Annotated in this window: 22 protein-coding genes, 2 tRNA genes and 1 pseudogene; 7 read left to right on the top strand and 18 right to left on the bottom strand. The window is 67.6% G+C overall.

Annotated features, from left to right (window positions below):
• Nucleotides 1-57 precede the first annotated feature (57 nt).
• From ACOAMO_RS12830 to otsB, 6 genes are all read right to left on the bottom strand, one after another.
• Nucleotides 58-804, bottom strand: a complete 747-nt coding sequence (locus ACOAMO_RS12830) for a MerR family transcriptional regulator (protein WP_420175144.1) — start codon at nucleotides 802-804, stop codon at nucleotides 58-60.
• A complete protein-coding gene (locus ACOAMO_RS12835) occupies nucleotides 788-1,987 on the bottom strand; it encodes an MFS transporter (RefSeq protein ID WP_420175145.1) in 1,200 nt (399 codons plus the stop codon). Before ACOAMO_RS12835 ends, ACOAMO_RS12830 begins: the two co-directional genes overlap by 17 nt.
• 138 nt (nucleotides 1,988-2,125) lie before the next feature.
• Nucleotides 2,126-2,488, bottom strand: coding sequence for a hypothetical protein (locus ACOAMO_RS12840; protein ID WP_245995635.1), 363 nt, complete (start codon nucleotides 2,486-2,488; stop codon nucleotides 2,126-2,128).
• A gap of 494 nt (nucleotides 2,489-2,982) precedes the next feature.
• Nucleotides 2,983-4,271 (bottom strand): IS3 family transposase gene (locus ACOAMO_RS12845; RefSeq protein ID WP_420175146.1). Its coding sequence is split into 2 segments (ribosomal slippage): nucleotides 2,983-3,998 and nucleotides 3,998-4,271, totalling 1,290 coding nucleotides; the frame shifts between segments, so codons are not numbered across the junction.
• 155 nt (nucleotides 4,272-4,426) lie between these two features.
• Nucleotides 4,427-4,503: transfer RNA gene (locus tag ACOAMO_RS12850), tRNA-Ile, on the bottom strand.
• Nucleotides 4,504-4,516: 13 nt separating this feature from the next.
• On the bottom strand, nucleotides 4,517-5,392 hold the full coding sequence (gene otsB, locus ACOAMO_RS12855) for a trehalose-phosphatase (protein ID WP_420175147.1): 876 nt from the start codon (nucleotides 5,390-5,392) through the stop codon (nucleotides 4,517-4,519).
• Nucleotides 5,393-5,468: 76 nt separating this feature from the next.
• Here otsB and ACOAMO_RS12860 point away from each other — a divergent pair, with 76 nt between their 5' ends.
• Nucleotides 5,469-6,875, top strand: coding sequence for an alpha,alpha-trehalose-phosphate synthase (UDP-forming) (locus ACOAMO_RS12860; RefSeq protein WP_420175148.1), 1,407 nt, complete (start codon nucleotides 5,469-5,471; stop codon nucleotides 6,873-6,875).
• 13 nt (nucleotides 6,876-6,888) lie between these two features.
• Here the strand turns inward: ACOAMO_RS12860 and ACOAMO_RS12865 are convergent, their stop codons facing one another.
• Complete coding sequence (locus ACOAMO_RS12865; protein WP_420175149.1) at nucleotides 6,889-7,797, bottom strand: AEC family transporter; 909 nt, start codon at nucleotides 7,795-7,797, stop codon at nucleotides 6,889-6,891.
• Between the two features lie 34 nt (nucleotides 7,798-7,831).
• Nucleotides 7,832-9,211 (bottom strand): 6-phospho-beta-glucosidase, encoded by a 1,380-nt coding sequence (locus tag ACOAMO_RS12870; protein WP_420175150.1) that lies wholly within the window; start codon nucleotides 9,209-9,211, stop codon nucleotides 7,832-7,834.
• A 113-nt stretch (nucleotides 9,212-9,324) separates the two neighbouring features.
• Between ACOAMO_RS12870 and ACOAMO_RS12875 the strand changes: the two genes are divergently transcribed.
• The 3 genes from ACOAMO_RS12875 to ACOAMO_RS12885 are packed head-to-tail and all read left to right on the top strand — an operon-like array spanning nucleotide 9,325 to nucleotide 11,092.
• The gene (locus ACOAMO_RS12875; protein ID WP_420175151.1) at nucleotides 9,325-9,927 is read left to right on the top strand and encodes a hypothetical protein; all 603 of its coding nucleotides are present in this window, start codon (nucleotides 9,325-9,327) and stop codon (nucleotides 9,925-9,927) included.
• Nucleotides 9,924-10,364: a phage holin family protein gene (locus tag ACOAMO_RS12880; protein ID WP_420175152.1), complete on the top strand. Its 441-nt coding sequence runs from the start codon at nucleotides 9,924-9,926 to the stop codon at nucleotides 10,362-10,364. Before ACOAMO_RS12875 ends, ACOAMO_RS12880 begins: the two co-directional genes overlap by 4 nt.
• Nucleotides 10,361-11,092, top strand: a complete 732-nt coding sequence (locus ACOAMO_RS12885) for a DUF3618 domain-containing protein (RefSeq protein ID WP_420175153.1) — start codon at nucleotides 10,361-10,363, stop codon at nucleotides 11,090-11,092. Before ACOAMO_RS12880 ends, ACOAMO_RS12885 begins: the two co-directional genes overlap by 4 nt.
• Nucleotides 11,093-11,173: 81 nt before the next feature.
• Here the strand turns inward: ACOAMO_RS12885 and ACOAMO_RS12890 are convergent, their stop codons facing one another.
• Both ACOAMO_RS12890 and ACOAMO_RS12895 read right to left on the bottom strand, forming a co-directional pair.
• Nucleotides 11,174-11,290 (bottom strand): methionine/alanine import family NSS transporter small subunit, encoded by a 117-nt coding sequence (locus ACOAMO_RS12890; protein WP_420175154.1) that lies wholly within the window; start codon nucleotides 11,288-11,290, stop codon nucleotides 11,174-11,176.
• On the bottom strand, nucleotides 11,287-12,894 hold the full coding sequence (locus ACOAMO_RS12895; protein ID WP_420175155.1) for a sodium-dependent transporter: 1,608 nt from the start codon (nucleotides 12,892-12,894) through the stop codon (nucleotides 11,287-11,289). Before ACOAMO_RS12895 ends, ACOAMO_RS12890 begins: the two co-directional genes overlap by 4 nt.
• 163 nt (nucleotides 12,895-13,057) lie before the next feature.
• On the opposite strand from ACOAMO_RS12895, the gene ACOAMO_RS12900 reads away from it, so the two are divergent.
• On the top strand, nucleotides 13,058-13,459 hold the full coding sequence (locus ACOAMO_RS12900; RefSeq protein ID WP_420175156.1) for a PaaI family thioesterase: 402 nt from the start codon (nucleotides 13,058-13,060) through the stop codon (nucleotides 13,457-13,459).
• Between the two features lie 82 nt (nucleotides 13,460-13,541).
• Here ACOAMO_RS12900 and brnQ read toward each other — a convergent pair whose 3' ends face one another.
• From brnQ to ACOAMO_RS12920, 4 genes and pseudogenes are all read right to left on the bottom strand, one after another.
• Complete coding sequence (brnQ, locus tag ACOAMO_RS12905) at nucleotides 13,542-14,840, bottom strand: branched-chain amino acid transport system II carrier protein (RefSeq protein ID WP_420175157.1); 1,299 nt, start codon at nucleotides 14,838-14,840, stop codon at nucleotides 13,542-13,544.
• A gap of 15 nt (nucleotides 14,841-14,855) precedes the next feature.
• A pseudogene (locus tag ACOAMO_RS12910) lies at nucleotides 14,856-15,976 on the bottom strand (CapA family protein).
• Nucleotides 15,977-16,012: 36 nt separating this feature from the next.
• A complete protein-coding gene (locus tag ACOAMO_RS12915; protein WP_420175158.1) occupies nucleotides 16,013-16,288 on the bottom strand; it encodes a pirin-like C-terminal cupin domain-containing protein in 276 nt (91 codons plus the stop codon).
• 33 nt (nucleotides 16,289-16,321) lie between these two features.
• Nucleotides 16,322-16,939: a pirin family protein gene (locus ACOAMO_RS12920; protein WP_420175159.1), complete on the bottom strand. Its 618-nt coding sequence runs from the start codon at nucleotides 16,937-16,939 to the stop codon at nucleotides 16,322-16,324.
• 65 nt (nucleotides 16,940-17,004) lie between these two features.
• Between ACOAMO_RS12920 and ACOAMO_RS12925 the strand changes: the two genes are divergently transcribed.
• Both ACOAMO_RS12925 and ACOAMO_RS12930 read left to right on the top strand, forming a co-directional pair.
• Nucleotides 17,005-17,937, top strand: coding sequence for a hypothetical protein (locus tag ACOAMO_RS12925; protein ID WP_420175160.1), 933 nt, complete (start codon nucleotides 17,005-17,007; stop codon nucleotides 17,935-17,937).
• Nucleotides 17,930-18,772 (top strand): hypothetical protein, encoded by an 843-nt coding sequence (locus ACOAMO_RS12930; protein WP_420175161.1) that lies wholly within the window; start codon nucleotides 17,930-17,932, stop codon nucleotides 18,770-18,772. The genes ACOAMO_RS12925 and ACOAMO_RS12930 overlap by 8 nt, the downstream gene beginning before the upstream one ends.
• A gap of 112 nt (nucleotides 18,773-18,884) precedes the next feature.
• Here ACOAMO_RS12930 and ACOAMO_RS12935 read toward each other — a convergent pair.
• From ACOAMO_RS12935 to dnaG, 4 genes are all read right to left on the bottom strand, one after another.
• Nucleotides 18,885-18,960 (bottom strand) — tRNA-Asn (locus ACOAMO_RS12935).
• 39 nt (nucleotides 18,961-18,999) lie between these two features.
• Entirely contained in the window at nucleotides 19,000-19,506 is a 507-nt protein-coding gene (locus ACOAMO_RS12940) for a hypothetical protein (protein WP_420175162.1), read from the bottom strand.
• A gap of 27 nt (nucleotides 19,507-19,533) precedes the next feature.
• Nucleotides 19,534-20,394, bottom strand: coding sequence for a sigma-70 family RNA polymerase sigma factor (locus ACOAMO_RS12945; RefSeq protein ID WP_420175163.1), 861 nt, complete (start codon nucleotides 20,392-20,394; stop codon nucleotides 19,534-19,536).
• A 128-nt stretch (nucleotides 20,395-20,522) separates the two neighbouring features.
• Nucleotides 20,523-22,397 carry a DNA primase gene (gene dnaG, locus ACOAMO_RS12950; RefSeq protein ID WP_420175164.1) on the bottom strand — a complete coding sequence of 625 codons (1,875 nt, stop codon included), beginning with the start codon at nucleotides 22,395-22,397 and terminating at the stop codon, nucleotides 20,523-20,525.
• Nucleotides 22,398-22,406 lie beyond the last annotated feature (9 nt).

Genomic DNA, 22,406 nt, shown 5'->3' on the forward strand with positions numbered 1-22,406 from the left:
AAGCGTCCCCACATCAACTGTTGCGTTCCGCGACTCGACTGAGGGGCAGGCCAACAGTTAGTTCTCCTTCAGCTCCTCCTGTACGAGGCGCTGCAGGTGCCGCTGGGCTGGGGTCGAGTAGCGGATCCGGGTGTGTTCCTCGACGAGGTCGGCGGCTTGGGGATCGGAGGCCCATTCGTCGGTCCAGCCCAAGAAGTCGTCGAGGTGGGCGAGCGTCCAGGCGGCGCTGCGGCGGGCGACCTTGTCGATACGGGGGTCGTCCGGTTCGGCGTCGGCGACGGCCACGACCTCGCGGTAGATCGTCCGGTACTCGTCGTCGCGCAATAGGTCTCGTTGCTGGGTGATCCACCGTGGGGACGCGTCTGGGAAGAGGACGCAGGTGAGCCGCCACATCTCCTGCTCGGTCGTCAACTGTTCGCTCGGCAGGCCCAGCTCTGCGAGCTCGCCCAGCAGGGCCGACAATTCCGGGGACAGCTCGTCCTCCTCGTCGGACCTCATCCGCTCCAGGGCCTCGCGTGTCCGGGCGAGCTGTCGCTCCTTGTCCCGGAGTTGTTGGGAGACCTCGTCCAGGAGCGCACTGCGTTGGGCACCCGTCGCCGAGAGCACGTCGGGGATGCGCGCCAAGGGGACGCCTGCCCGGGCCAGTGCCGTGATGCGGCGGAGGGCCATGAGCGACTCTGCCCCGTAGCTGCGGTGACCGAGCGTCGTGCGGGCGGGCTCGGCCAGCAGCCCGAGCTGGTGATAGTGACGGACGGTCCGCACGCTCACACCGGCATGCCGTGCCAGCTCACTGATCGTCAGCACGGCACTCCCCCAGCCAATCGCGCAGACCCGGCGACACGCAGGCCCATACCGCCACGGGCAGCCAACAGATCGCCAGCATCCAGCCCCCGACGGCAAGCGGCCGACCGTGCAGCAGCACGGCCATCAGCCCCAAGCCGATCGGGCTCGCCAGTGCACTCAGGCTGGTCATCAGCCCGAAGATCCTGCCGCGCAGTCGCTCGGGGACGTTCTCGGTGAGCAGGACGGACACGATCGGCCCCTGAACGCTCTGCCCGATGCCGGCCAGCACCATGCCGAGGACGGGCAGCCAGAAGCCGGTCATGGGAGCCAGCACGATGAAGGAGGCCAGGAAGAGCACATTGCCCAGCACCCAGGCGAACTGTCGTCGCTTCAGCAGGGCCGCGGCATACAGGCCACCACCCAGAACCGTGCCGACCGCGAAGGCCGACATCGTCAGACCGAGCCGCTGCGGTTGACCCATCGACTGGAAGTGGGCCGGCAGCAGTACCGCCAGCAAGGGTGCCACCAAGAGCATGGAGACCACGTTCAGCACAATCAGCAGCGTCATCGGCCGCGAAGCCCGCACGGTGGCCAGAGCGCCGAGGGGGTTCTCGTCCGGCGACGGGTCCTCGGGGATCGAATCCAACGGCATGACGCCGATCAGCAAGGCCGCCACCAGCGAGCAGGCAGCCGTCACCCACACCACCTGAATCGACGGCATCAGAGTGAGCAGGAGCCCCGCGATCGCCGGCCCCAGCAAGAAGGACACCCCGAAGATCCCCTGACGCCAGCCCGCGATAACGTCGAGACCCTTGCCGCTGGTGTGCGCCACGTTGGCCATCAGCGTCTCACGGGCCGTCATCCCCGGCAGGTCGAACAAGGCCCCGGCAATTCCCAGGACAATGAACCAAGTGAGGTCCAGGCCAGCGAGCCGGTCGACGACAGCCAAACCCGCCACCGCGACGGCCGAGCCCACGTCAGCAAGGACACTCATCCGGCGTCGACCGAAACGATCGATGAGGTGTCCGCCACCGAGCGCGGCGAGCGCGGACGGAACGGCGCTGACGGCGGCAACGGTCCCAGCCAAGGACGGGTCATGGGTTCTCTCCAGCACCAGCCACGGCAGGACGATATTGATGGCCGCATTGCCGAACAGGCTCGCAGCGCTGGCAGTCAGGTAGAGCGGCAGCGTGGTTCTTCTCATGTCTGGTGATCCTGAAGGGGTGACGCAGCGTCAGGGCAAGAGCAGGCAATCGCTGAGGACAGTCTTGTCCTAGACAGGGCGACCACAGGTCGAGCCTCGCCGAACGCGGCAAAACAGGACGGGCCGAGGCAAGGGATCCTATGAGTCGCCGCCTTGGCCGCGCACAGCATCGACCACCGCGACGGCTTGGTCCAGGGTGTCCACCACCACTGCGTACCGTTCCCCGGCCTTGGTCTCCAGATCGACACGGGCCTTGCCGCCGGTGTTGAGGCGAACGCCTTGGGGTGATGTCGCCTTCCCCGTGACATACCAGTTGAGGAGGCCACGGTTCAGACCGTCATCTGTGTGTGAGGAGACGCTGGCTACGTCCTGCAGTGGGATCGAGCGCCGGTAGAACGGAGCTCCCAACGTGATCATTCCAGCCTGGCGATCGACATCGACCGTGATCGACTGGCCAAGGGATGCGAAACGGTTTCCTCGGGCGGTGATGCGCAGATCCATTGCTGACCTCCTATGTCGGGATGTCTCGATCATGCACTGAAAACCCGCCGCCGTACTCCGTCTCGAGAGGGAACAGAGGCCGTCCGCCTCTCGGCGTGAGAGCAATGTCACGCCCCTGCCCCTCGTGTTGCTTCGGTCACCAGACGGAGGCTGCGTGGGCTTAAGTCGGCCGGGAGCTCTTCATCGTCGAGCAAACTGCGGGCCTCCTCCTGCAACCTGTCGGCTTCGTCCAGTCGACCTTCGGCGGTGGCGACTGCTGCCAGGTCGAGTCGAGTGATTGTGTCCTCAGGGGCGGCCCGCAGCGCTGCTTCTGCGCTGGTTCGTGCGCGGATCGTGTTGCTGCTCGCGAGGTGGTGGCTGCTGAGTGTATGGGCGATGTCGACGATCGAAACGGTGATGTGGTGCTCGAGGCCGGTGTGTGCGAGCCAGCCCCAGCCACCGGGACGCAGCTGGCCAAAAGGCCTACCTGAAGCGCCCCAGGTTCTCTGCCGCTTTCATACGGGTTGGGGCTCTCTGGTGAGGGCCTCGTAGTGGGCTGCCTCGTAGGCTGCTGGTGGCACGTTACCAATGCTGGAGTGGAGCCGGCGGGTGTTGTACCAGTCGACCCAGCCGGCGGTGGCGTACTCGACGTCAGCGAGGGACTTGTACGGCCCGTCGTGGATGATCCTGGTCCGGACGCATTCGGCCTTGTAGAGCCCATTGATCGTCTCCATCAGCGCATTGTCGTAGGCATCACCGACGGTGCCGATCGAGGGGCGGATGTTCTCCAGCGCGAGGTGCTCGGTGAGCGTCAACGAGGTGTATTGACTGCCTGCGTCGCTATGGTGGATCAACTGTCCAACTTCGACGGGGTGGCCTTGCCGCTCACACTGCCACACAGCCATCCGCAGCGGCGTCAGGACCAGGTCGACGTGCTTGATGGTCTGCGCGTGCCAGGCCACGATCCGTTGGGAGAACACGTCCACGATGAACGCGACATAGACCCAACCAGCCCAGGTTCGGCAGTAGGTGAAGTCGGTCACCCAGCACCGGTTTGGCGCATCCGCGGTGAAGTCCCGGTTGACCAGGTCCCCGGCACGGATCCCGTCCTTGGCCGGGATGGTCGTGCGAATGCCCTTGTCGCGGCGAACACCGTGCAACCCGAAACCGCGCATCACCCGGTCCACCGACCCGGGCGAAACCCTCACGCCAAGATGGTTGCGGACCGCGACAAGCATCTTGCGGCGGCCGTAGAGCCCCTCGGGGTTCATCACCTTGCGACGACCCCCGCCAGACAGGTCCTCATACCGCCACACGATCTGGTGGACGGCGTCGGCGACCTGCGCGTCCGAGACCGTGCGGGCGCTGACCCGACCCCTGGCCCAACAACGGTAGGTCCGTGCGGCGACCTGGCAACCCTGCTCGCGCAGCACCCGGCAGATCCACTCGACCGCATGGCTCTCGACACGAAGCATGTCGATGAAACCCAAGATCATCGGTTGCGGGGGTCGAGTTCCCCCACGAAGAAACTCGTGGCCGCCTTCAGGATCGCCACGTCCTCGCGCAGCCGCTTGTTCTCGGCCGTCAGCTTCTTGATCTCCTCCAGCTCAGCGCTGGTCGTTCCCGGCCGGGCCCCGGAATCGACCTCGGCTTGGTTCACCCACCGCCGCAACGACTCCTTGCCGACCCCCTCCTGCCGGGCCACGGCCTCCAGCACCTTCGACTCGGTCGGGTACTCCGAGCGGTGCTCCTGCACCAACCGCACCGCCCGGGCACGGACCTTCTCATCGATCACTTTCGGCATGACTGCATCCTCTCGAACTCAAACGGATGCGGCATCAAACCCGGGGCGCTTCAGACTCCCCGTCACACTGCCCGGGCCAGATCCCTGGGATGTCCTTGTGGCCGTCAAGGTCGACGCCGATTCGTCGGTGACCAGCGAGTAGTTCGCCTCATGCGTGGTGGGGCGTGCGGGGCTCGAACCCGCGACCGAGGTGTTATGAGCACCCTGCGCTAACCAGCTGCGCCAACGCCCCTTGCCCGCACAGACTAGCGCTCCTGGCCCAGCGCCTCTGCAAGGGCGCGCATCCAGGCGACCACGCCCTCGGTGCCGTCGCACAACACGTCGGCCTGCTCGGCCACCAAGGGTTGCTCATCCGAGCCCGCGACCACGCACACGCCGGTCAGCCGGCCCGCGGCGCTGAGTTCCTTGATCCGGGCAAAGGCGGCGAGGTCTCCCAGATCGTCGCCCATCATGACGACCACCGAGGGCCGGAAACGTTCGACCAGGGTGTCGATCCCGTCACCCTTGGTGATGCTCGAGCCACGCAGTTCGATCACATTGCGGCCGGGTTCCAGCACCAGGCCATGCTGCTGGGCAATGCGCGCCACCGGCTCCTCGAGCCAGGCGAAGGCCCCGGCCGGATCCTCGGCCCGGCGGGTGTGCACACCGATGGCACGCCCCTTGTCCTCCAGCACCACGCCGCGCAGATTCTGCTCGCTCGGCTCCGCCACCAAGTTCTGCAGGTCGATCAGCGCCTGGCGAACCTCTTGCGGCGCAGGCGGCACCACCAACTCGTCGGTGGCCGCGTCCCACTGCTCCTGCCCGTACTGCCCCAGCAGCACCAGCCGCTCCAGGCCACTCGCCCCGTCGAGGCCGCCCAACTGGCGAGCCATCGCCACCTCACGCCCGGTGACGATCGCCAGCTGCCCGACCAAGCCCCCAAGCTCACCGAAGACGGCCTTGGCCCCCGGATCGATGCGGGCCTGGGTGGGATCGTCGACGATCGGTGCCAAGGTGCCGTCGAAGTCACTGCACAGCAGTGTGCGGTCGGGCTGCTCGGCAATCGCGGTGATGGCTTGTTCGCCGGCGGGGGTGACGGGCTTCCAGCCGCCGGCAGGTACCTGTGCAGTCGAAAGGATCATGCCTCCAGCCTGCCATGGAAAGGCGACTCGCTAGGCTGGAGGCACTCCTACTTCGCTCAACGAAGGGACGAAGACCATGCACGACAGCACATCAACCCCTGAGACTTCCGACTTCCTGGTGGTGGCCAACCGTCTTCCGGTGGATCGCCGCGTCGGGCCCGACGGTGAACCGCAGTGGCGCACCTCGCCCGGTGGCCTGGTCACCGCACTGGAACCGGTGATGAAGCGCAAGGGAGGTGCCTGGATCGGCTGGCATGGCGCACCCGATGAGACCATCGAGGGTTTCCAGCACGAGGGCTACAGCATCGTGCCCGTTCCGCTGAGCTCGCAGGACGTCGAGGAGTTCTACGAAGGCTTCTCCAATGCCACCATCTGGCCGCTGTACCACGACGTCGTGGTCCCCCCGGTCTACCACCGCGAATGGTGGGACACCTATCGCGACGTGAACCGCCGCTTCGCCGAGGCCGCCGCCGCCAGCGCCTCACAGGGCGCCACGGTCTGGGTGCAGGACTACCAGCTGCACCTGGTTCCCGCCATGCTGCGTGAACTGCGCCCCGACCTGCGGATCGGCTTCTTCCTGCACATCCCCTTCCCGCCCAAGGAACTCTTCCAGCAGCTGCCCTGGCGCAAGGAACTCCTCGAAGGCCTGCTGGGTGCCGACCTGATCGGCTTCCAGCTGCCCGGTGGCGCGACCAACTACGTGAACCTGGCCAAGCGTCTGGTGGGGGTGCAGGTGACCCGTGACCGGATCCGGATGCCGGACGGCCGCGTCGTGCTCGCCAAGGCCTACCCGATCTCCATCGACGCCGACGGCTTCCGTGACCTGGCGCGCGATCCCGACGTGCGTGCCGAGGCGGAGCAGTTGCGCGAAGACCTGGGCAATCCCAAACGGATCTTCCTGGGTGTCGACCGGCTGGACTACACCAAGGGCTTGCGCCAGCGCATCCGCGCCTTCGGCGAGCTCTTCAGCAGCGGCGAGCTGGATCCCGACGAGAACGTCTTCCTGCAGGTGGCAACCCCCTCGCGCGAGCGCGTCGAGGAGTACCGCAAGCTGCGCGACGACATCGACCTGCTGGTGGGGCGCATCAACTCCCAGGTGGGCAAGATCGGCAGCCCGGCCATCGCCTACCGGCATGACTCCTACCCCCGCACCACGATGGCGGCCATGTACTCCATCGCCGACGTCATGGTGGTCACTCCCCTGCGCGACGGCATGAACTTGGTGGCCAAGGAGTACGTCGCCTGCCACGAGAAGGACGATGCGGCGCTGGTGCTCAGCGAGTTCGCCGGTGCGGCCAAGGAGATGAAGCAGGCCTACCAGTGCAATCCGCACGACCTCAATGGCATGAAGCAGACCATCCTGCGGGCCGCCAATGACACCCCGGTGAATCGCTCCCGCCGCATGCGCTTGTTGCGCAAGCAGGTCTTCGCCCACCAGATCGACGACTGGGCCAACGACTTCCTGCGCGACCTGGGCGCCTGACGCGTCGGCAGACTCATCCCAGTGTCAGCAGGATGGTGGGCATCACGATGATGCCCACCAGAATGCTGGCGCTGGTCATGAAGGTGCTCAGTGCCACGTCGCCCTCGATCTCCTGGGTGAAACCGGGGGCCATCGCGGCGATCGGTGCGAACATGACCATCGCCAGCAGCAGCCTCACCTCCTGGGGCAGGGGCAGCTGCCATACCGCGACGGCCATCAGCGCGGCCAGGATCCACCGCACCGACAGGTAGCGCAGCGCCAGCCCGTAGCGGGCGCGGTCCAGCTTCATCTCCAGGCCGATCCCGATCATGAGCATCGCCAGGAAGGTGTTGGCCGCACCGACCGTCTCGGTGAAAGTGATCACGGGTGCGGGGAACCTGAGCTCGAACAGCTGCATGGCCACCAGCACCAGGTAGACGTCGAAGACCACCGAGCTGAACATGGCCCGCACGAAACGCCCCGCCGTCACCCGGCGGCTCTCATCGGCCAGCGACGTGCTCCAGGCATAGCCGATGCCCGCGGCGCCAAAGGCATTGCCGATGTCGAAGAGGCTGGCCTGGACCACCGCGGCGGGGCCCATGAAACCAGCCAGATACGGGGTGGCGAAGGCGCCCATGTTGAAGGAGGGAATGTTCAGCACCGCGAAGGCCTGAGCCTGGCGTCCGCGTCGTCGCTCCAGGACCACCGCTCCCATCTGCATCACCAGGTTGGCCAGCAGGCCGATGCCGGCCAAGCCGAAGAGCAGCCCCGGCGGCAGGCTCTGGTCGTTGAAACTCGTGATCAGCACGCACGGCAGGGTGACCTTGAGCACCAGGTTGGAGAAGATCGGGAAGTCACTGGCGCGCACCCAACCGATCTTCTTGGTCGTGTACCCCACGACGATGATGGCCACCAGCGACAGCGCCTTGACGAGGATCTCCACCGACTTCGCCTCCTTACCGGCAGGTTAGACCTGCTCAGGCAAGATCAGCGAGTTCCGGCCATTGTTGCACCATGTTGCCCAGCAGTGACTCGGCCACCTGCCAGGAATCCACCAGGGGATGGTGCAGCAGTGCCAGCAGCGCATGCTGTCGCGAGCGTTCCAGGCCGGCCGTGAGGGTGGCCCGTTCCACGTACTTCGCGTTGACGACCAAGCCGCGCGCGTGCTCGGCCAGACCACCGCCAATGATCGGGCGAATCCCCCGCGCATCGACGTGGCAGGGCACCTCGATCACGTCCTCGTCGGCGAGCTCGGGGATGACACCGCGATTGGCCACGTTCAGCACCAACTCGGCCGGCACGTCGTTGGCGATGGCGTGCATGATCGCCAGGGCCACCTGGTCATAGCCCCCGCCTGCCATGTCCTCGGCCTCGCGTTCGAAGGCTCCGGCCACCTCGCGGTTGCTGGCCATGTAGGTGCGTTCGCGTTCCATCCGCACCTGCTGCCACAGGTCGAAGGCACCGTGCTCCAGCTGCGCCGCCTGCTCGTAGAAGGCCCCCTGCTGCCGCAGCAGGAAGCGCCCACGGGGTTCTGCACTCGCCAGGTCCGTCGCGAGAGCCTCCCGAGCAAAGTAGTAGTAGTGCAGGTATTCGTTGGGGACCGCCCCCAGCGCCTGCACCAGATCGGAGCCGAAGAGCCGCCCCTCCTCGAAGCCCTCCACCAGGTCTGGCCGGGCGAGCAGGTCGGGCAGCACGTCGCGCTCCCCCACCCACAGACCGCGCAGCCAGCCCAGGTGGTTGAGCCCCAGGTAGTCGATGCGCACCTGGCTGTCTCCCCGGCCGACGGTGAGGTCGCGGCCATCGACCAGGCCAGCGCGCTGCAGGGTGCTCAGCACCCGACGCGCCAGACCGACCGGTGAGTCGCAGATTCCCACCACGCGATCGCCGAGCACCTGCTGCATGGCCTGGGTGATGGTGCCCGCGGGATTGGTGAAGTTGATGACCCAGGCCCCGGGAGCCTCCCGCCGCACGGTGTGGGCGATCTCCATGGCCACCGGCAGGCCGCGCAGGGCATAGGAGATGCCCCCGGCCCCCACGGTCTCCTGACCGATCACGTGGTGCCCGAGGCACAGTGCCTCGTCGGCGGCCCTGCCCGCGGTCCCGCCCACGCGGATGGCGGAGAAGACGAAGTCGGTGCCCCGTACCGCCGTGGCCAGGTCGGTGGTGGCCACCACTCGCGGCGGATCGGGATGATGTGCTGCCATCTCCTGCAGGACGAGTTGGATGGCGCGTAGTCTGTCGGGGTCCACATCGTGCAGTCTCAGCTCACGGACGCGCCCCTCGCTGCGGTCGCCCAAGAGGGCTCGAAAGACCAGGGGGACTCGAAATCCCCCACCACCAAGCAGGGTGAGCAACATGGCCTCAGTCTTGCAGCCCACCCTCTGCCAACAGCGAAAAGACCTCACCCTTATGGCTGGTTTTCCGCCAGATCGCTGGTCAACAGGGGGTCGGTTGAGTCAAACATGGATGCATGACAGATCCGAAGAATTCCCCGAAGGACCCTTCCGGAAAGGCCGATCAGGCCAAGACCGAGGCCCAGAAGGTGGGCCGCGACGCGAAGCAGCAGGCTGAGCAGGTCAAGCAGACTGCGGTGCAGGATGGTCAGCAGGTGCTGGACACCGCCAAGCAGGAGGCCACCCAGGTGGCGGCCGAGGCCGGCGACCAGCTGCGCGGACTGCTCGACACCACCGTCGGCGAGTTCCGCGGCCGCGCGCACGAGGGCCAGACCGCTCTGGCGGGCACCGTGCGCGGCCTCAGCGACGAGCTCTCCCAGCTCACCCGCAATGCCGAGACCAGCGGCCCCGTGGCCCAGCTGACCGGCGACCTGGCCAACCGCGGCACCGCGCTGGCCGGCTGGCTCGAGAACCACGAGCCCGACGACGTCGTGCTCGAGGTGCGTCGCTTCGCCGCCCGCAAGCCCGGCACCTTCCTGGCCCTGGCTGCCGGCGCCGGACTGCTGGCCGGTCGACTGGCCCGCGGCACCCGCGAGCTGGCGCAGGACGAGCAGCCCGTCCACAGCGACCCGCTGTTCGACCAGGAGCGCCCCGAGCAGTTTCGTGGTGACGCCCGATGAGCGGAGCCCACATTCCGCAGACCGCGCACCAGGACGATGACCGATCGATCGGACAGATCGTCGCCGACCTGAGCCAGAACTTCAGCACCCTCGTGCGCCAGGAGCTTGATCTGGCCAAGGCCGAACTGAAGCAGGACGCCACCCGAGCCGGTAGCGGCGCCGGGATGCTGGCCGGCGCGGGCATCACCGCCCACCTGGCCCTGACCTTCGCCAGCCTCGCGCTGTGGTGGACCCTGGCCATCTGGATCGGCAACCACGACCACCCGGCACTGGGTTGGTCCGGACTGATCCTGGCCGTGCTGTGGGGCATCGTCGCTGCCGCACTGGCGGCTACCGGCCGCAAGAAGATGCAGCAGATCGACGGGCTGCCCCGCACCACCGAGACCACCAAGAAGATCCCCGATGCCCTCAAGGGCAATGAGGAGAGGAACCGATGAGCAATCCCGAGCAGATCCGTCAGGACATCGAGCGCACCCGCGCCAACCTGAGCGAGGACGTAAACGCACTCGCCGAGAACGCCAATCCCCGCAACATCGCCGAGGAGCAGGTGGACAAGGCGCGTCAGGGCGTGCAGCAGAAGGTGCAGAGCGCCAAGGAGGCCGTCTTCGGTTCCGAGGATGACTTCGCCGACGACGGTCTGGCCGGCCAGGCCCGTCAGGGTGCCGACCAGGCCCGCGCCGCCGCCGCTGGTGGCCTCGGCCAGGCCCAGTACAGCGCCCAGCTGCGCGCCAACCAGGCCCAGATGGCCGCCGGTCAGACCGGCCAGGGGCTGCGCCAGCAGGTCCAGGACGCCCCCGGTCAGCTGAAGCGACGCACCCGCGGCAACCCGCTGGCCGCCGGCCTGGTCGCCTTCGGCCTCGGAGCCCTTGTGGGTGGCGCACTGCCCTCCACCAAGGTGGAGAAGCGCTACGCCGAGCAGGCCAAGGAACAGGCCCAGCCCCTGCTGGACCAGGCGCAGGACGTGGCTCGCGACACCGCCGCCAGCCTGAAGGAGCCCGCCCAGGACGTCGCCCAGAGCGTCAAGGGCAAGGCCCAGGAGGCCGCCGAGAATGTCAAGGGTGAGGCCGACTTCGCCAAGCAGGACCTGACCGAGCAGGCCCAGTCGGGCAAGCAGCAGGTCCAGCAGAAGGCCAAGCAGGCCAAGGACCAGGTCAGCGACAACTGATCTGCCCGTCGCCACCACGACGACACCCCGTCACTCTTGGAGAGTGACGGGGTGTCGTCCTTCTGGTCGGCCGCCGTGAGCTCAGTCGGCGTCGGAGTAGGGGCTGGGATTCCGGCGCAGGTAGATGATCGAGGCGATCAGCCCGCCCCAGACCATGGTGAGCGAGAACACGAGCATGATGAGTGCGGTGGTGGTCATCGGGTCTCCTCTGCAAGGCCGTTGTCGTCGGCGTCCTGGTGGTGGGCGTAGGGGCGGTGTTCCATGCCTTCGAGCCGTGCCGGCAGGAAATGGTCGACGGCGGTGCGCCACGGCAGGGCGCTCAGCAGCAGCGAGGCAGCCAGGATGAAGGCCAAGCCGCCCCAGCCGAAGGCAAGGGTGAACCACTGCGGGTAGTCGCCGTAGCCGTTCTGCACCAGATCGACCAGGGCGAAGACCAGCATGACGGTGAGCATGATCGGCGTGATGTAGCCGGCGAAGATCCGCCACCAGGCCCCCACCGGGCGGGCGGAGTGCTCATTGATGTGGTGGTGCAGCTCCGGCAACCGGCGCACGACGAAGGTGATCAGGAAGACCGTCACGATGGCCGAGCCGACGATGCCGACATTGTTCACGTAGTTGTCCACCACGTCGAGCATGTTGAGGCCATTGGTGGTGCTGTACAGGAAGGTGGAGGTCAGCGCCGCGATGATGCCGACGAACAGGGAGCTGCGACGCACGCTCATCCCGAACTTCTCCTGCACGCCGGCAGTGACCACCTGGATCAACGAGACCAGCGAGGTGACACCGGCCAGGGCGAGGGATCCGAAGAAGAGAACGCCGAACAACGGGCCGCCCGGCATCATCGAGATCACCTGGGGGAAGGTCACGAAGCTCAGGATCGGACCGGTGATGCCCTCCAGCTCGGAGATCGCGATCCCCTGCTTGCTGGCCATGAAGCCCAGCGTCGAGAACACGCCGATGCCGGCCAGGATCTCGAACGACGAGTTGGAGAAGGCCACCACCAGGCCGGTCGGGCCCAGATTGGCCTTGCGCGGCAGGTAGGACGAGTAGGTGATCATGATGCCGAACATCACCGACAGCGAGAAGAAGATCTGCGCATAGGCCTGGATCCACACGTGCGGATCGGCCAGTGCTGCCCAGTCCGGGGTGAAGAAGGAGTTCAGGCCGGTCACGGCTCCGGGCAGCGTGATGGCCCGCAGCACCATGCCCGCGAACATCACGATCAGCAGGGGCAGGAAGATCTTGTTGAGCCGCTCCAGGCCCCCGGCCACGCCCAGCGCCATGATGAGGCTGACGAAGAGCCACACGACGACCAGCGGCCAGGTGATGGCCGGGACGACCTCGGCGGTCAGGTGTGCCTCGGACGAGGGCAGCAGCCGCAGGAAGTCCTGGGTGAAGAAGGCCGCGGGGTCGTCGCCCCAGGCACGGTTCACCGAATACCCGACATAGCGCACCGACCAGGCCACGATCACCGCGTAGTAGGTGATGATCAGGAAGCACAGGCCCACCTGGAACCAGCCGAGCGGTTCGAACTTCGGGTGGACCCGTCGGAAGATCGCAGGCGCGGAGCCGCGGTAGCGGTGGCCCAGTGCCCAGTCGAAGAGCAGGTAGACCACACCGGCGGTCAACAGCGCCACCAGGTACGGGATCAGGAAGGCGCCGCCACCATTGGTGTAGGCAACACCCGGGAAACGCCAGATGTTGCCCAGGCCGATCGCGGAGCCAACCGCGGCGAGGATGAACCCCATCTGTGACTGCCATTGTTCACGCGGGGCAGGTGCGTTCTGGGTCGCTGTCGACACGGAATCTCCTGAGAAATGGGCTGCGGGCAGCGCTACCGCCGCCATGACCTGCACACTCTGTCACGCCCCCGCGCAGGGCGGAGAGCTTTCGTCTCGGGTTTCGAGACGTCAGGAGCCGGTGGATGAGCCGGACGGGGCGCCGGGAAGTGGCACAATCTGCCGCGTGAACGAACGCATGGTGGCACCCTTTCGCACGCACAACGGGATCGTCTGGGACGGCGAGGTGGTGCGCTGCGCCACGACGGAGCGTCACGCGAATGTGGGAGGGGGAATCCACGGTGGGGTGATCGCCGGAATGCTGGATGCCGTGATGGGCGGCAATGTCATCCTGCAACTTCCGGCGGACAAGATGGCCGTGACCAGCTCACTGACCGTGAACTACCTCTCGGCGGGGTCGATCGGAGACCTGCTGGTGGGCAGTGCGACGGTGCGCCGCGTGGGCCGCACCCTCGCCTACGTCGATGGAACCTTGACCCGTGAGACCGACGGCCAACTGCTGGCCACCGCCACCGGGGTGTTCGCGATCATTCGTCGCCCTACCGACGAACCTCTGGTCCGACACTGACAGTTCGAGGGGAAACATTCCTCGACGCTAACCACACCAGCGCAGACTTCCGCGGCGGACACGACCGCACCACAGGAATCCGTCAGCTTCGCCGAGCAGGCAGGAGGCTGCCCACGATCAGCCCGAGGATGGCCGGAAGTACCCACCCGAAGCCCAGTTCGTGACCCGGGAGGAAGGGCACGTGATCGATCCCCAGCAGCGACAGCGTCGAGGCCAGACCCGCACCCAGCAGGGACAGTCGCCAGGCCCACACGCGTGAGCGCAACCAAGGATCAAGCAGACCCAGCGCGATGATGCAGATCGCCAAGGGGTAGAGCAGCTGCAGCACGGGCACCGACGCGCTGATGATGGCCTCCAGCCCCACATTGGCCAGGCCGAAGGAGACGACGGTGAAGGCGACGGCCCACTGCCGCTGGGACAGGCTGCGGGGGAACATCGTCGCGAACATCTCCGAGCAGGCAGTCACCAGGCCGATCGCGGTCTTGAGGCAGGCGACCAGCATGATCAACGCCGCCAGCCAGTGCCCCACGGCCCCGAAGGTCTGGCTGGAGACGGCCGACAGCGTCACTGCCCCGTTCTCGTCACGGCCCACCAGGCCGCTGGCACCTGCGCCCAGCCCCGCCAGGGCCGTGTAGATCACGCCCATGGCGAGCGCCGCCAGCACGCCAGCCTTGCCCACCTCGATGGCGATGCGGTGCGGCGCGACGACCCCCAGGCGTCGCACTGCCTCGATCACGACGATCGCGAAGGCCAGCGAGGCCAGGGCGTCCATCGTGTTGTAGCCGTCCAGGATGCCCTGGCTGGCGGGGTGGTGCAGATAGGGCTCGACGGCCGCGGGCCTCGACTGGCCTCCGCGGCCCAGCACCACCGCCAGCAGGATGCCCAGCAGGACGAGGAAGACGGGGGTGAGGTAGCGCCCCACGTAGTCGAGCAGCCGGCCGGGACGCACCGCCGCGGCCAGCACCGCCCCGAAGAAGCCCGCGCTGAAGAGCAGCAGCACCAGCGCTTCACCACCCGAACCCAGCCGGCCGCCGAAGGCCATCTCGAAGGAGACCGTCGCGGTTCGAGGGATGGCGAAGAAGGGGCCAATGGTCAGGTACAGCGCACAGGTGAACAGGACACCGAACCAGGGAGCCGCGCGAGAGGCCAATTCATGCAGGTCACGCGTCTGCGCGAGCGCCGAGGCCACCACCCCCAGGATCGGCAAGCCAACGGCGGCGACCAGGAAGCCGAGCACTGCCGGGATGACCGAGGCCCCCGACTGCAACCCGAGCGAGACGGGGAAGATGAGGTTCCCGGCTCCGAAGAAGAGGCCGAACAACAGTGATCCCAGCAGCAGTGTCTGGGTGGGGCGCAGATGAATCGAGGTTTGCGAGGGCACCGCCGAAGTATCTCGCTAACTGCAGCCCTTGCCCAGCGCGTCCCACCGCTGCAGCGCCTGGGCACGATCCTGCCCCTCCAGCAGCGACGGCACTCCCTGGTCGATGCGCGCCGGTGAGAACGTGGCGTGACCCGGGCCCGGGGCACCGGGAATGGTGACGCTGAGCACGCCGGTGGCGCGCGTGGTACTGCTGTGGGCGGCAAAGACGAAGTTGCCCATGCCGTGGGCCACCAGGGTGTTGCCCACCGTCGCGGTCGGCTGGAGTTCGTGGGCGTGGCTGCCGACGACGACGTCGGCACCGGCCTCGGCCAGCTTCCGTGCGGTCTGCTGTTGACGAGTGGTGGGACAGCGGACCCTTTCCTGTCCGCTGTGCAGGTAGACGACGATGGCCACGTCGGGCCCCCCGGCACGGGCGGCACGCACCCCGTCGAGCAGACGCTGCAAGCCGGCGTCATCCTTCACCTTGGCCAACCCCGCCTTGTCCGCGGTGGCCTTCCAGTCCAGGTGGGCATCCAGCACGTCGGTGGCCCCGAAGATGACCACCTTGCGGCCTTCACCGTCGTCACCCACGGAGCCCAGGCCTCGTCCTGGTCGTGACCGATGCCCACCATCGGCAGGTCATGCTCCTGCTTGACCCGAAGCATGCGACGCAGGCCCTCCTCGCCGAAGTCCATCGAGTGGTTGTTGGCTGCGGTGACCACGTCGATGCCCGCGGCCTTGAGCGTGTCCAGCAGGGCCGGACCGGTGGCGAAGGTGAAGGGTTTGGGTTCGGGCTGCAACCCGCTGCGGTCCTGCGCCACCACGGTCTCCAGGTTCACCATCGCCAGATCCGCGGCGGCGAGCACCTCCCCCACCTGCCCCAGTCCCGATCGGGTGATGCGCGCCGCTTCACCGTGGGCGTTCACGTCGCCGCCAAAGGCGATGGTGACGTCCTGGGCGCTGCCCGTGCGGGGCTGCGGCGAGCGCGCTGCATCGACGCTGGGCGCGGGCGCCTGCTGGGTCGTGGCCGGGGAGTCGTCCCGCAGCGCCTTGCCCAGTTGGACGGTGCAGCTGGTCACTGCGGCAAGCAGCAAGACAGTGGCTCCTGCCACGATTCGGCGTCGACGGCGGTAGACCGGGCTGTTGTCCCACTGCATGCGTGAAGCCTAGGGGGTCGACAACGGCCCGGATCCTCAGGCCCGCCCCGTGCGGCCGCGGGGACGCAGCCTGCCCGGCGGCAGCGGTGGTGCCGGGATTCGCTCGGTGGTGCCCTGGTATCCCTCGACCCGGCCAAAGCGGCTGCTTCCTGCCTCATAGTCCTCGCGGGCGCGCGCCACGTAGTCGTGGTCGCCGCCGATGAAGTTCCACCACAGCACGATCTCGTCGTCGAAGGGTTCACCACCCAGCAGCACCAGTCGGGCATCCTGCTCGCCGACGACGATGCTGAGCGGCTGGGGGCCTCGGTCCACCAGCCCGAGTTCGCCGCGCTCCAGGCGCTGCCCCTACAGGCTGACCGCGCCCTGGTCGACGAGCAGCGCATGTTCGAAGCCGGCGTCGACCTCCAGCTCGTTCCGGCTGCCGGCGGTCAACCGGAGCTCGGCGCCCAGCAAGGGGGTGTGGGTCTGGATCGGCGAGCGGTCCACGCCGGGAAGCTCGCCGATGAAGACCAGGGCCTCCCCTCCCGGAATCCGACGACGCTCGGGGGCGTGGTGCTGGAAGGCCCTGGCCGTGTCTCGAAAACGCTCCGGCAACGCGATCCACAACTGCACACCGTGCAGCACGGTGGTCTCGGCCGTGGTCTGCTCACTGTGGGCGATGCCGTGGCCGCTGGTCATCAGGTTGATCTCGCCCGCCCGCACCACAGCGTGCGCACCCCCGGAGTCGTGGTGCTCCAGGGCCCCCTCGAAGAGCCAGGAGACGGTCTGCAGACCGGTGTGGGGATGGGGCGGCACGTCCATGCCGTCGCTGGGCTCGCGCACGGGGTCAGGCCCGTAGTGGTCGACGAAGCACCACGCCCCGACGAAGGATCGCTGCCGGTTCGGGAGGGTGCGGCGCACCTGCAGCCTGGCCTGGTCGCTCAGGGCGACCTGCCGCGGCTGCACGATCTGGACCATGCCCATCGCCGCCCTCCAGTGCCAGTCGGCCGTCGTGTCTCGGCCAAGGATTGCATGCCAGTCAATCACGCATGGCACGAGCTGCTGGGAGCGCGCAGCGCGTCGGTTATGGTGAACAAGTGAAGGATCGCCCCGATGTGCAGTTCTGCCGTGCGCTGTCCGATGCGATCGCACGGCAGAGTCTGACGCTCGAGCAGATCTCGCAGCAGATGACCGAGGCGGGCCGTCGCATCTCCATCGCCACGTTGAGCTACTGGCAAAGGGGCAGGTCACTTCCCTCCCGGGAATCGTCCCTGGCCGTGATCGGTGAGCTGGAACGAGTCCTTCGTCTTCCGGTAGGCCACCTGCAGGGGGCCCTGCCCAGCGATGCCTTCAGCCGTTGGGACCGGGTCCACGCGCTCCCCGAGGCGGATCGGGCGCGGGGAGTCCTGGAGGAACTGGGCCTGGACCCCATGGCCCATTTCGACACCATGAGCGTGCACGACCATGTGCACGTGGCGGCCGACGGACTTGGCCGGGTCGAGGAGACGCGCGAACTGCTGGTCTCGCGCACCGAGCAGCTGGGGGCCACGGCACTGGTGCTCGGGATCGGTGCCGACGATGACGTTCCCGAGATCGAGGCGATCATGGGCTGCACCCTGGGTCGCGTGGTGGTGCTGCCCGACCTGGGGCTGATGGCCGTGGAGCTCCACCTGCCGGCCCCCGCCGCCATGGGGGAGCCCGTCCTGCGGGGCACTCGCGTGCGCTGGCGGGCGGACGATGCCCGCACCGGGGAAGTCGCTCGGGTGCTGGGCCGATCGCTGCCGATCGTGGTGCTGGAAGCCAGCTTCGAGCGCGCCCCGCAGCATGCCTGGTACGAAACCACTCCCAACCAGTGGCAGCCCTCGACGCCCACGCACCCCATGCGTCAGCAACTCACGGCCGCGCAGCACCTCCAGGTCTGTCTCACCGACCCTCCCGCCGGATGGCACAGCCTCAGTTGGGAGTATGACGACCATGCTTGACTTCCCCGAGCTCCTCACCCGGGCCATCCATGACAGTGCCATGACCCTGCAAGAACTCTCGGACGAATTGGGCCGGCGTGGCACCCCCTTGTCCAAGGCGACCCTGAGCTATTGGTGCAAGGGTCGTTCGGTTCCCAGCCGTCCCGGCTCTCGCACTGCAGTCACCCATCTCGAGGAATTGCTTGGTCTTGCCCCCGGGCTCCTGGTGAGTGCACTTGCCGGCCCCGCGGAAGCAACGTGGTACCCCACTGTGGCCCTTGACTACTCCCCTGCCTTCCGAGCGGCCCTGAATCGCATGGGCATGACGTTGGACCCCCAGCTCACCGCCCTGATGATCCACGACCGGATCACGGTGGGAGCGGCGGGATCCGCCCTGGAGCATGAGGAGAGCTTCCTGGTGCGCGCCATTCGCCCGGCCGTACGTGTCTTCCCCATGTTGGTCCTGGCGCCTGCTCCCGGGGCTCGGGTGATCAGCGTCAGCGGATCACATGGTTGCCGCAGCATCGCGTGGGAACTGGTCGACGACGACGTGCTGCTGGTCAAGCTCGGCCTGGAGCGCGAGATGCGTGCCGGTGACCTGCTCCAGCCGCGGTTGACGGTCCGCTGGGGCAGCGGTGACAGACCCCTCACCCGCTTCCGTCGTCCCATGCCCGCGCCGGTGGAGCAGCGCGCCCTCACCATCGACTTCACCGACGAAGCGCCCGAACGCGTCACTCTCGAACTGACCAACATGTCGGGCGAGTCGAAGACCAGTGAGCTGGCCCCCGCAAGGCAGGTGGGACACGCCATGCTGGCCACCCCGTCAGGGCACCTGGGCGTTTCGTGGTCGCCGTAGAGACAGACACGCAGAAAGCCAAGCGGCAGGAATGGCGCAGGCGGGAATCACACACTCGGGAACGCAAGCAACCCGCCCCAGCAGTGTTTCCACTAGTGGGACGGGTTGTGATTGGCTCCCCCGACTGGACTCGAACCAGTAACCCTCTGATTAACAGTCAGATGCTCTGCCGATTGAGCTACAGGGGATCAGCGCCGTGCGCGAGATGAAACATTACACAGCTTTGGTCAAAAGTCATAATCGGCCCGCAAGCGCGCCAACGCGAGCTCGGCCAACCGCTTGGTCTGCGGATCCTGGAGGCTGGCGCCGCGGATCGCCTCCACGTGCCAGTCCAGCCGCGGGTGCTCCTCGGCCAGGTCTCGGCGAGCGGTGAGCAGCACCAGTCCCCCCGTCGGCGGCTCGAAGCGGTCCTCCACCACGATGCTGGCCTGCACCCGGTCTCGGAAGACCCCCGGGAAGTCGCCCACCTCGGTGAGGTGGAAGTTCTCCTTGCTTCCGTCGGCAAGGCGCCAGTGGAGTTCTTCCCCCTCAGCGCGCCAGCCGCCGCTGCGCACGTGGTGCCACCCGATGAGCTGCCATTCCCCCTCGGCATAGCGCACGGCGAAGTGGGTGAGGAAGGCCAACAGCTCGACGCGTGGCCCCTGCGCCCAGGCGAGCATCTGCTCCTGGCGTCCGGTGTGCTGCCGGTAGTGGGTCAGCATGGGCGGATCGGTGCGTCGCGAGAACAGGGCCATGGCCCCATTCTGCCCGCGAGGCCCAAGTCAGGCGGCCACCGGTCGCTCCCCCAGCACCTGTCTGGCCTGACGCAGCGCGCGGGCCTCGGTCCGCCGCACGGTGCTCACCGAGACCCCCATGTGACGCGCCACCTCGGCCAGTTCCCGCTCACAGCCGTCGTCCAGGCCGTGGCGCAGGGCCAACACCTCTCGTTCCTGGGAACCCAGCTGGCCCAACCACGCCGGGCGCTCCCGCAGCCACCCCTCCAGCGCCACGTCGGCCGCGGGGCAGCGCAACTGCGAGGACCGGTCCGACTCGTCCAGGGGCACGGGCGCCCGTTCGAGCAGGAGCTCGGCCACGCGTGCGCTCCGCATGCCCAGCCGCACCGCCAGCTCGGCCAGGTTGGGCGTTCGCCCCAGCTCCTCTGTCATCTCGTCGCGGATGCGATGCACCCGTCGCGCCTCACGGGCCCGCCACAACGGGGTCTGTGCCAAACCGCCCCGCAGCACCTCATGTCTCAAGACCGCATTGCGCACCCACGGATAGGCATAGGTGGAGAAGCGCATGCCTTGGCGGTGGTCGAAGCGACGCAGCGCCTCGGCCAGCGCCTCGACGCCCTCCTGGAAGAACTCGTCGTACTCGACGTGGCTTCGCCGAGCCGACTTCCCGGCCAGCATTGCCACGAGCTTGAGGTTGGCCAGCAGGAAGTGCTGCCAGGCCGCCTCACCGTCTTGGCGCACCGCCTCCAGGTCACTCCGCTCGGCAGCCACGGGCAGGTCCAGTGACTGGTCGAGCACGGCTCCGGCCACGACGCCGGCCTCGACTCGTCGGGCCAGCGCCACCTCCTGCTCCCGGGTGAGCAGCTCGGGCAGCAAGGACAGGTCACTACAGCGGGTCATTGTCGTCATGCCCCGATGCTGCCTGTGCAGGCTCGCCGATGGACCCCGGACGAGGCATCTGTGGAGTCCGCACCCGGACAACACCCGGCCAACACGATTCGGTCCACAGCTCTTGCACCGTGGGCCTTGGCAAGGAACTAGTCCAGCGCCCCCAGGGAGGCCTGCTGCAGCTGCTTGCGACGCACCTCGAGCTCCAGCAGCGCCGAGAACATCCGCTTGTGCCCGGCCTCGTCCTCCAGCGGATTGGTGCGCTGCAGCCGGCTCTTGAGGTCCTTGATCTCACGCTCCACACGCAACAGCTGCAGGCGCGAGGCGTAGGCCGTCGCGTAGGCCTCGTCCGGTTCGCGCAGCACGGACTCCACCAGCAGCGCCACCTCCAGCTGCTGCACCACCTCGTCGGGGGTGGACTCGATGACGTGCTCCGGCCACTGCTCGGAGGTCCAGGGAACCTGCTGGATCGCGGCGAAGACCGCCCGGTAGGCGGGATGGCTGAAATCGTCCACACTGACGTGGTTCCACGCCGTGTCGAACAGGGTTGGGTACTGCAGCATCAACTTCAGCGTGCCGCGTTCCACTCCCAGGCTGCGGTCGGCGGGATCGGGCCACGGCATGGCCGAGGCATCATGCCCGTCGTCCTCCTGCACCGCCGCGGGCGCCGGCTCGCGGTGCTGCGGCCTGGCTGGCTGGTTCTGCTGGCGTCGCCGGGCGCGCGAGACCTCTGCCCGCACCTCGTCGATGTCCATCCCGAGCATCGACGCCAGCTCGCGCAGGTAGCCGTTGACCAGGGAGGTGTCGCGGATCGAGGTGACCAGCGGCGCGGAGGCCCGCAGCGCCTGCAGCCGCCCGTCCACACGATCCAGGTCATAGTCCTTGACGGTGTTCTCCATCACGAAGCGGTAGAGCGGCACGCGGCGCCCGACCAGCTCGCGCACCGCGGCCTCCCCCTGCTGCAGTCGCAGGTCGCACGGGTCCAGGCCGCTGGGCTCGATCGCCACATAGGTCTGGGCGATGAAGTTCTGGTCTCCGCCAAAGACCTTCAGGGCCGCCTTCTGGCCGGCCTGGTCGCCGTCGAAGGTGAAGATCACCTCGCCGGTGAAGGCCCCCTGGTTGCCCATCAGACGCTGCAGCATGCGGGCATGGTCGTCTCCGAAGGCCGTGCCGCAGGAGGCCACCGCCGTGTCGACGCCGGACAGGTGGGCTGCCATCACGTCGGTGTAGCCCTCCACCACCACGGCCTGGGACTTCTTGCCGATGTTGCGGCGAGCCAGGTCGAGGCCGTAGAGCACGTGGGACTTCTTGTAGACGGGCGTCTCGGGGGTGTTGAGGTATTTGGCGGGCATCCGGTCGTCGTCGAACAGACGTCGGGCCCCGAAACCGAGAACGGCGGAGCCGGAGTCACGGATCGGCCACAGCACGCGACCCTGGAAGAAGTCATGCCCGTGTTCGCGGATCAGCCCCGCCTTGACCAGCTCGGCATCCCGGAAGCCCAGCCGATTCAGGTGGTACTTCAGCTCGCGCCCACCCCGTGGGGCATAGCCGACGCCGAAGTGTTCCGCGGCTGCCCGGTCGAAGCCCCGCCCGTCGAGCATCTGGCGGGCAACCAGGGCTCCGGGACTCATCAGTTGCTTGCGGTAGAACTCCTCGGCGGCCGCATTCGCCTCCAGGATGCGCACGCGCAGCCCGGGCTCCTGTCGTGGGCCCCCGTCGTCGCTGATGCGCAGCTGCACGCCGGTGCGGTCGGCCAGCTGCTGCACTGCCTCGGTGAAGCTCAGGTTGGAGATCTTCTGCAGGAAGGTGATCGCATCACCACCCTCGCCGCAGCCGAAGCAGTAGAAGAAACCCCTGGCGGGGGTCACCTGGAAGCTGGGGGTCTTCTCGTCGTGGAAGGGGCACAAGCCCTTCAGGGAACCACCGCCGGCGGGCTTGAGGGTGACGTGGGAGCTCACCACGTCGTCGATCCGGGCGCGTTCCCGGACGAGCGCGATGTCCTCGTCGTTGATGCGTCCGGCCATGTGGGGCAG

Source organism: Luteococcus struthionis, from assembly GCF_048595755.1.
Classification (GTDB): Bacteria; Actinomycetota; Actinomycetes; order Propionibacteriales; family Propionibacteriaceae; genus Luteococcus.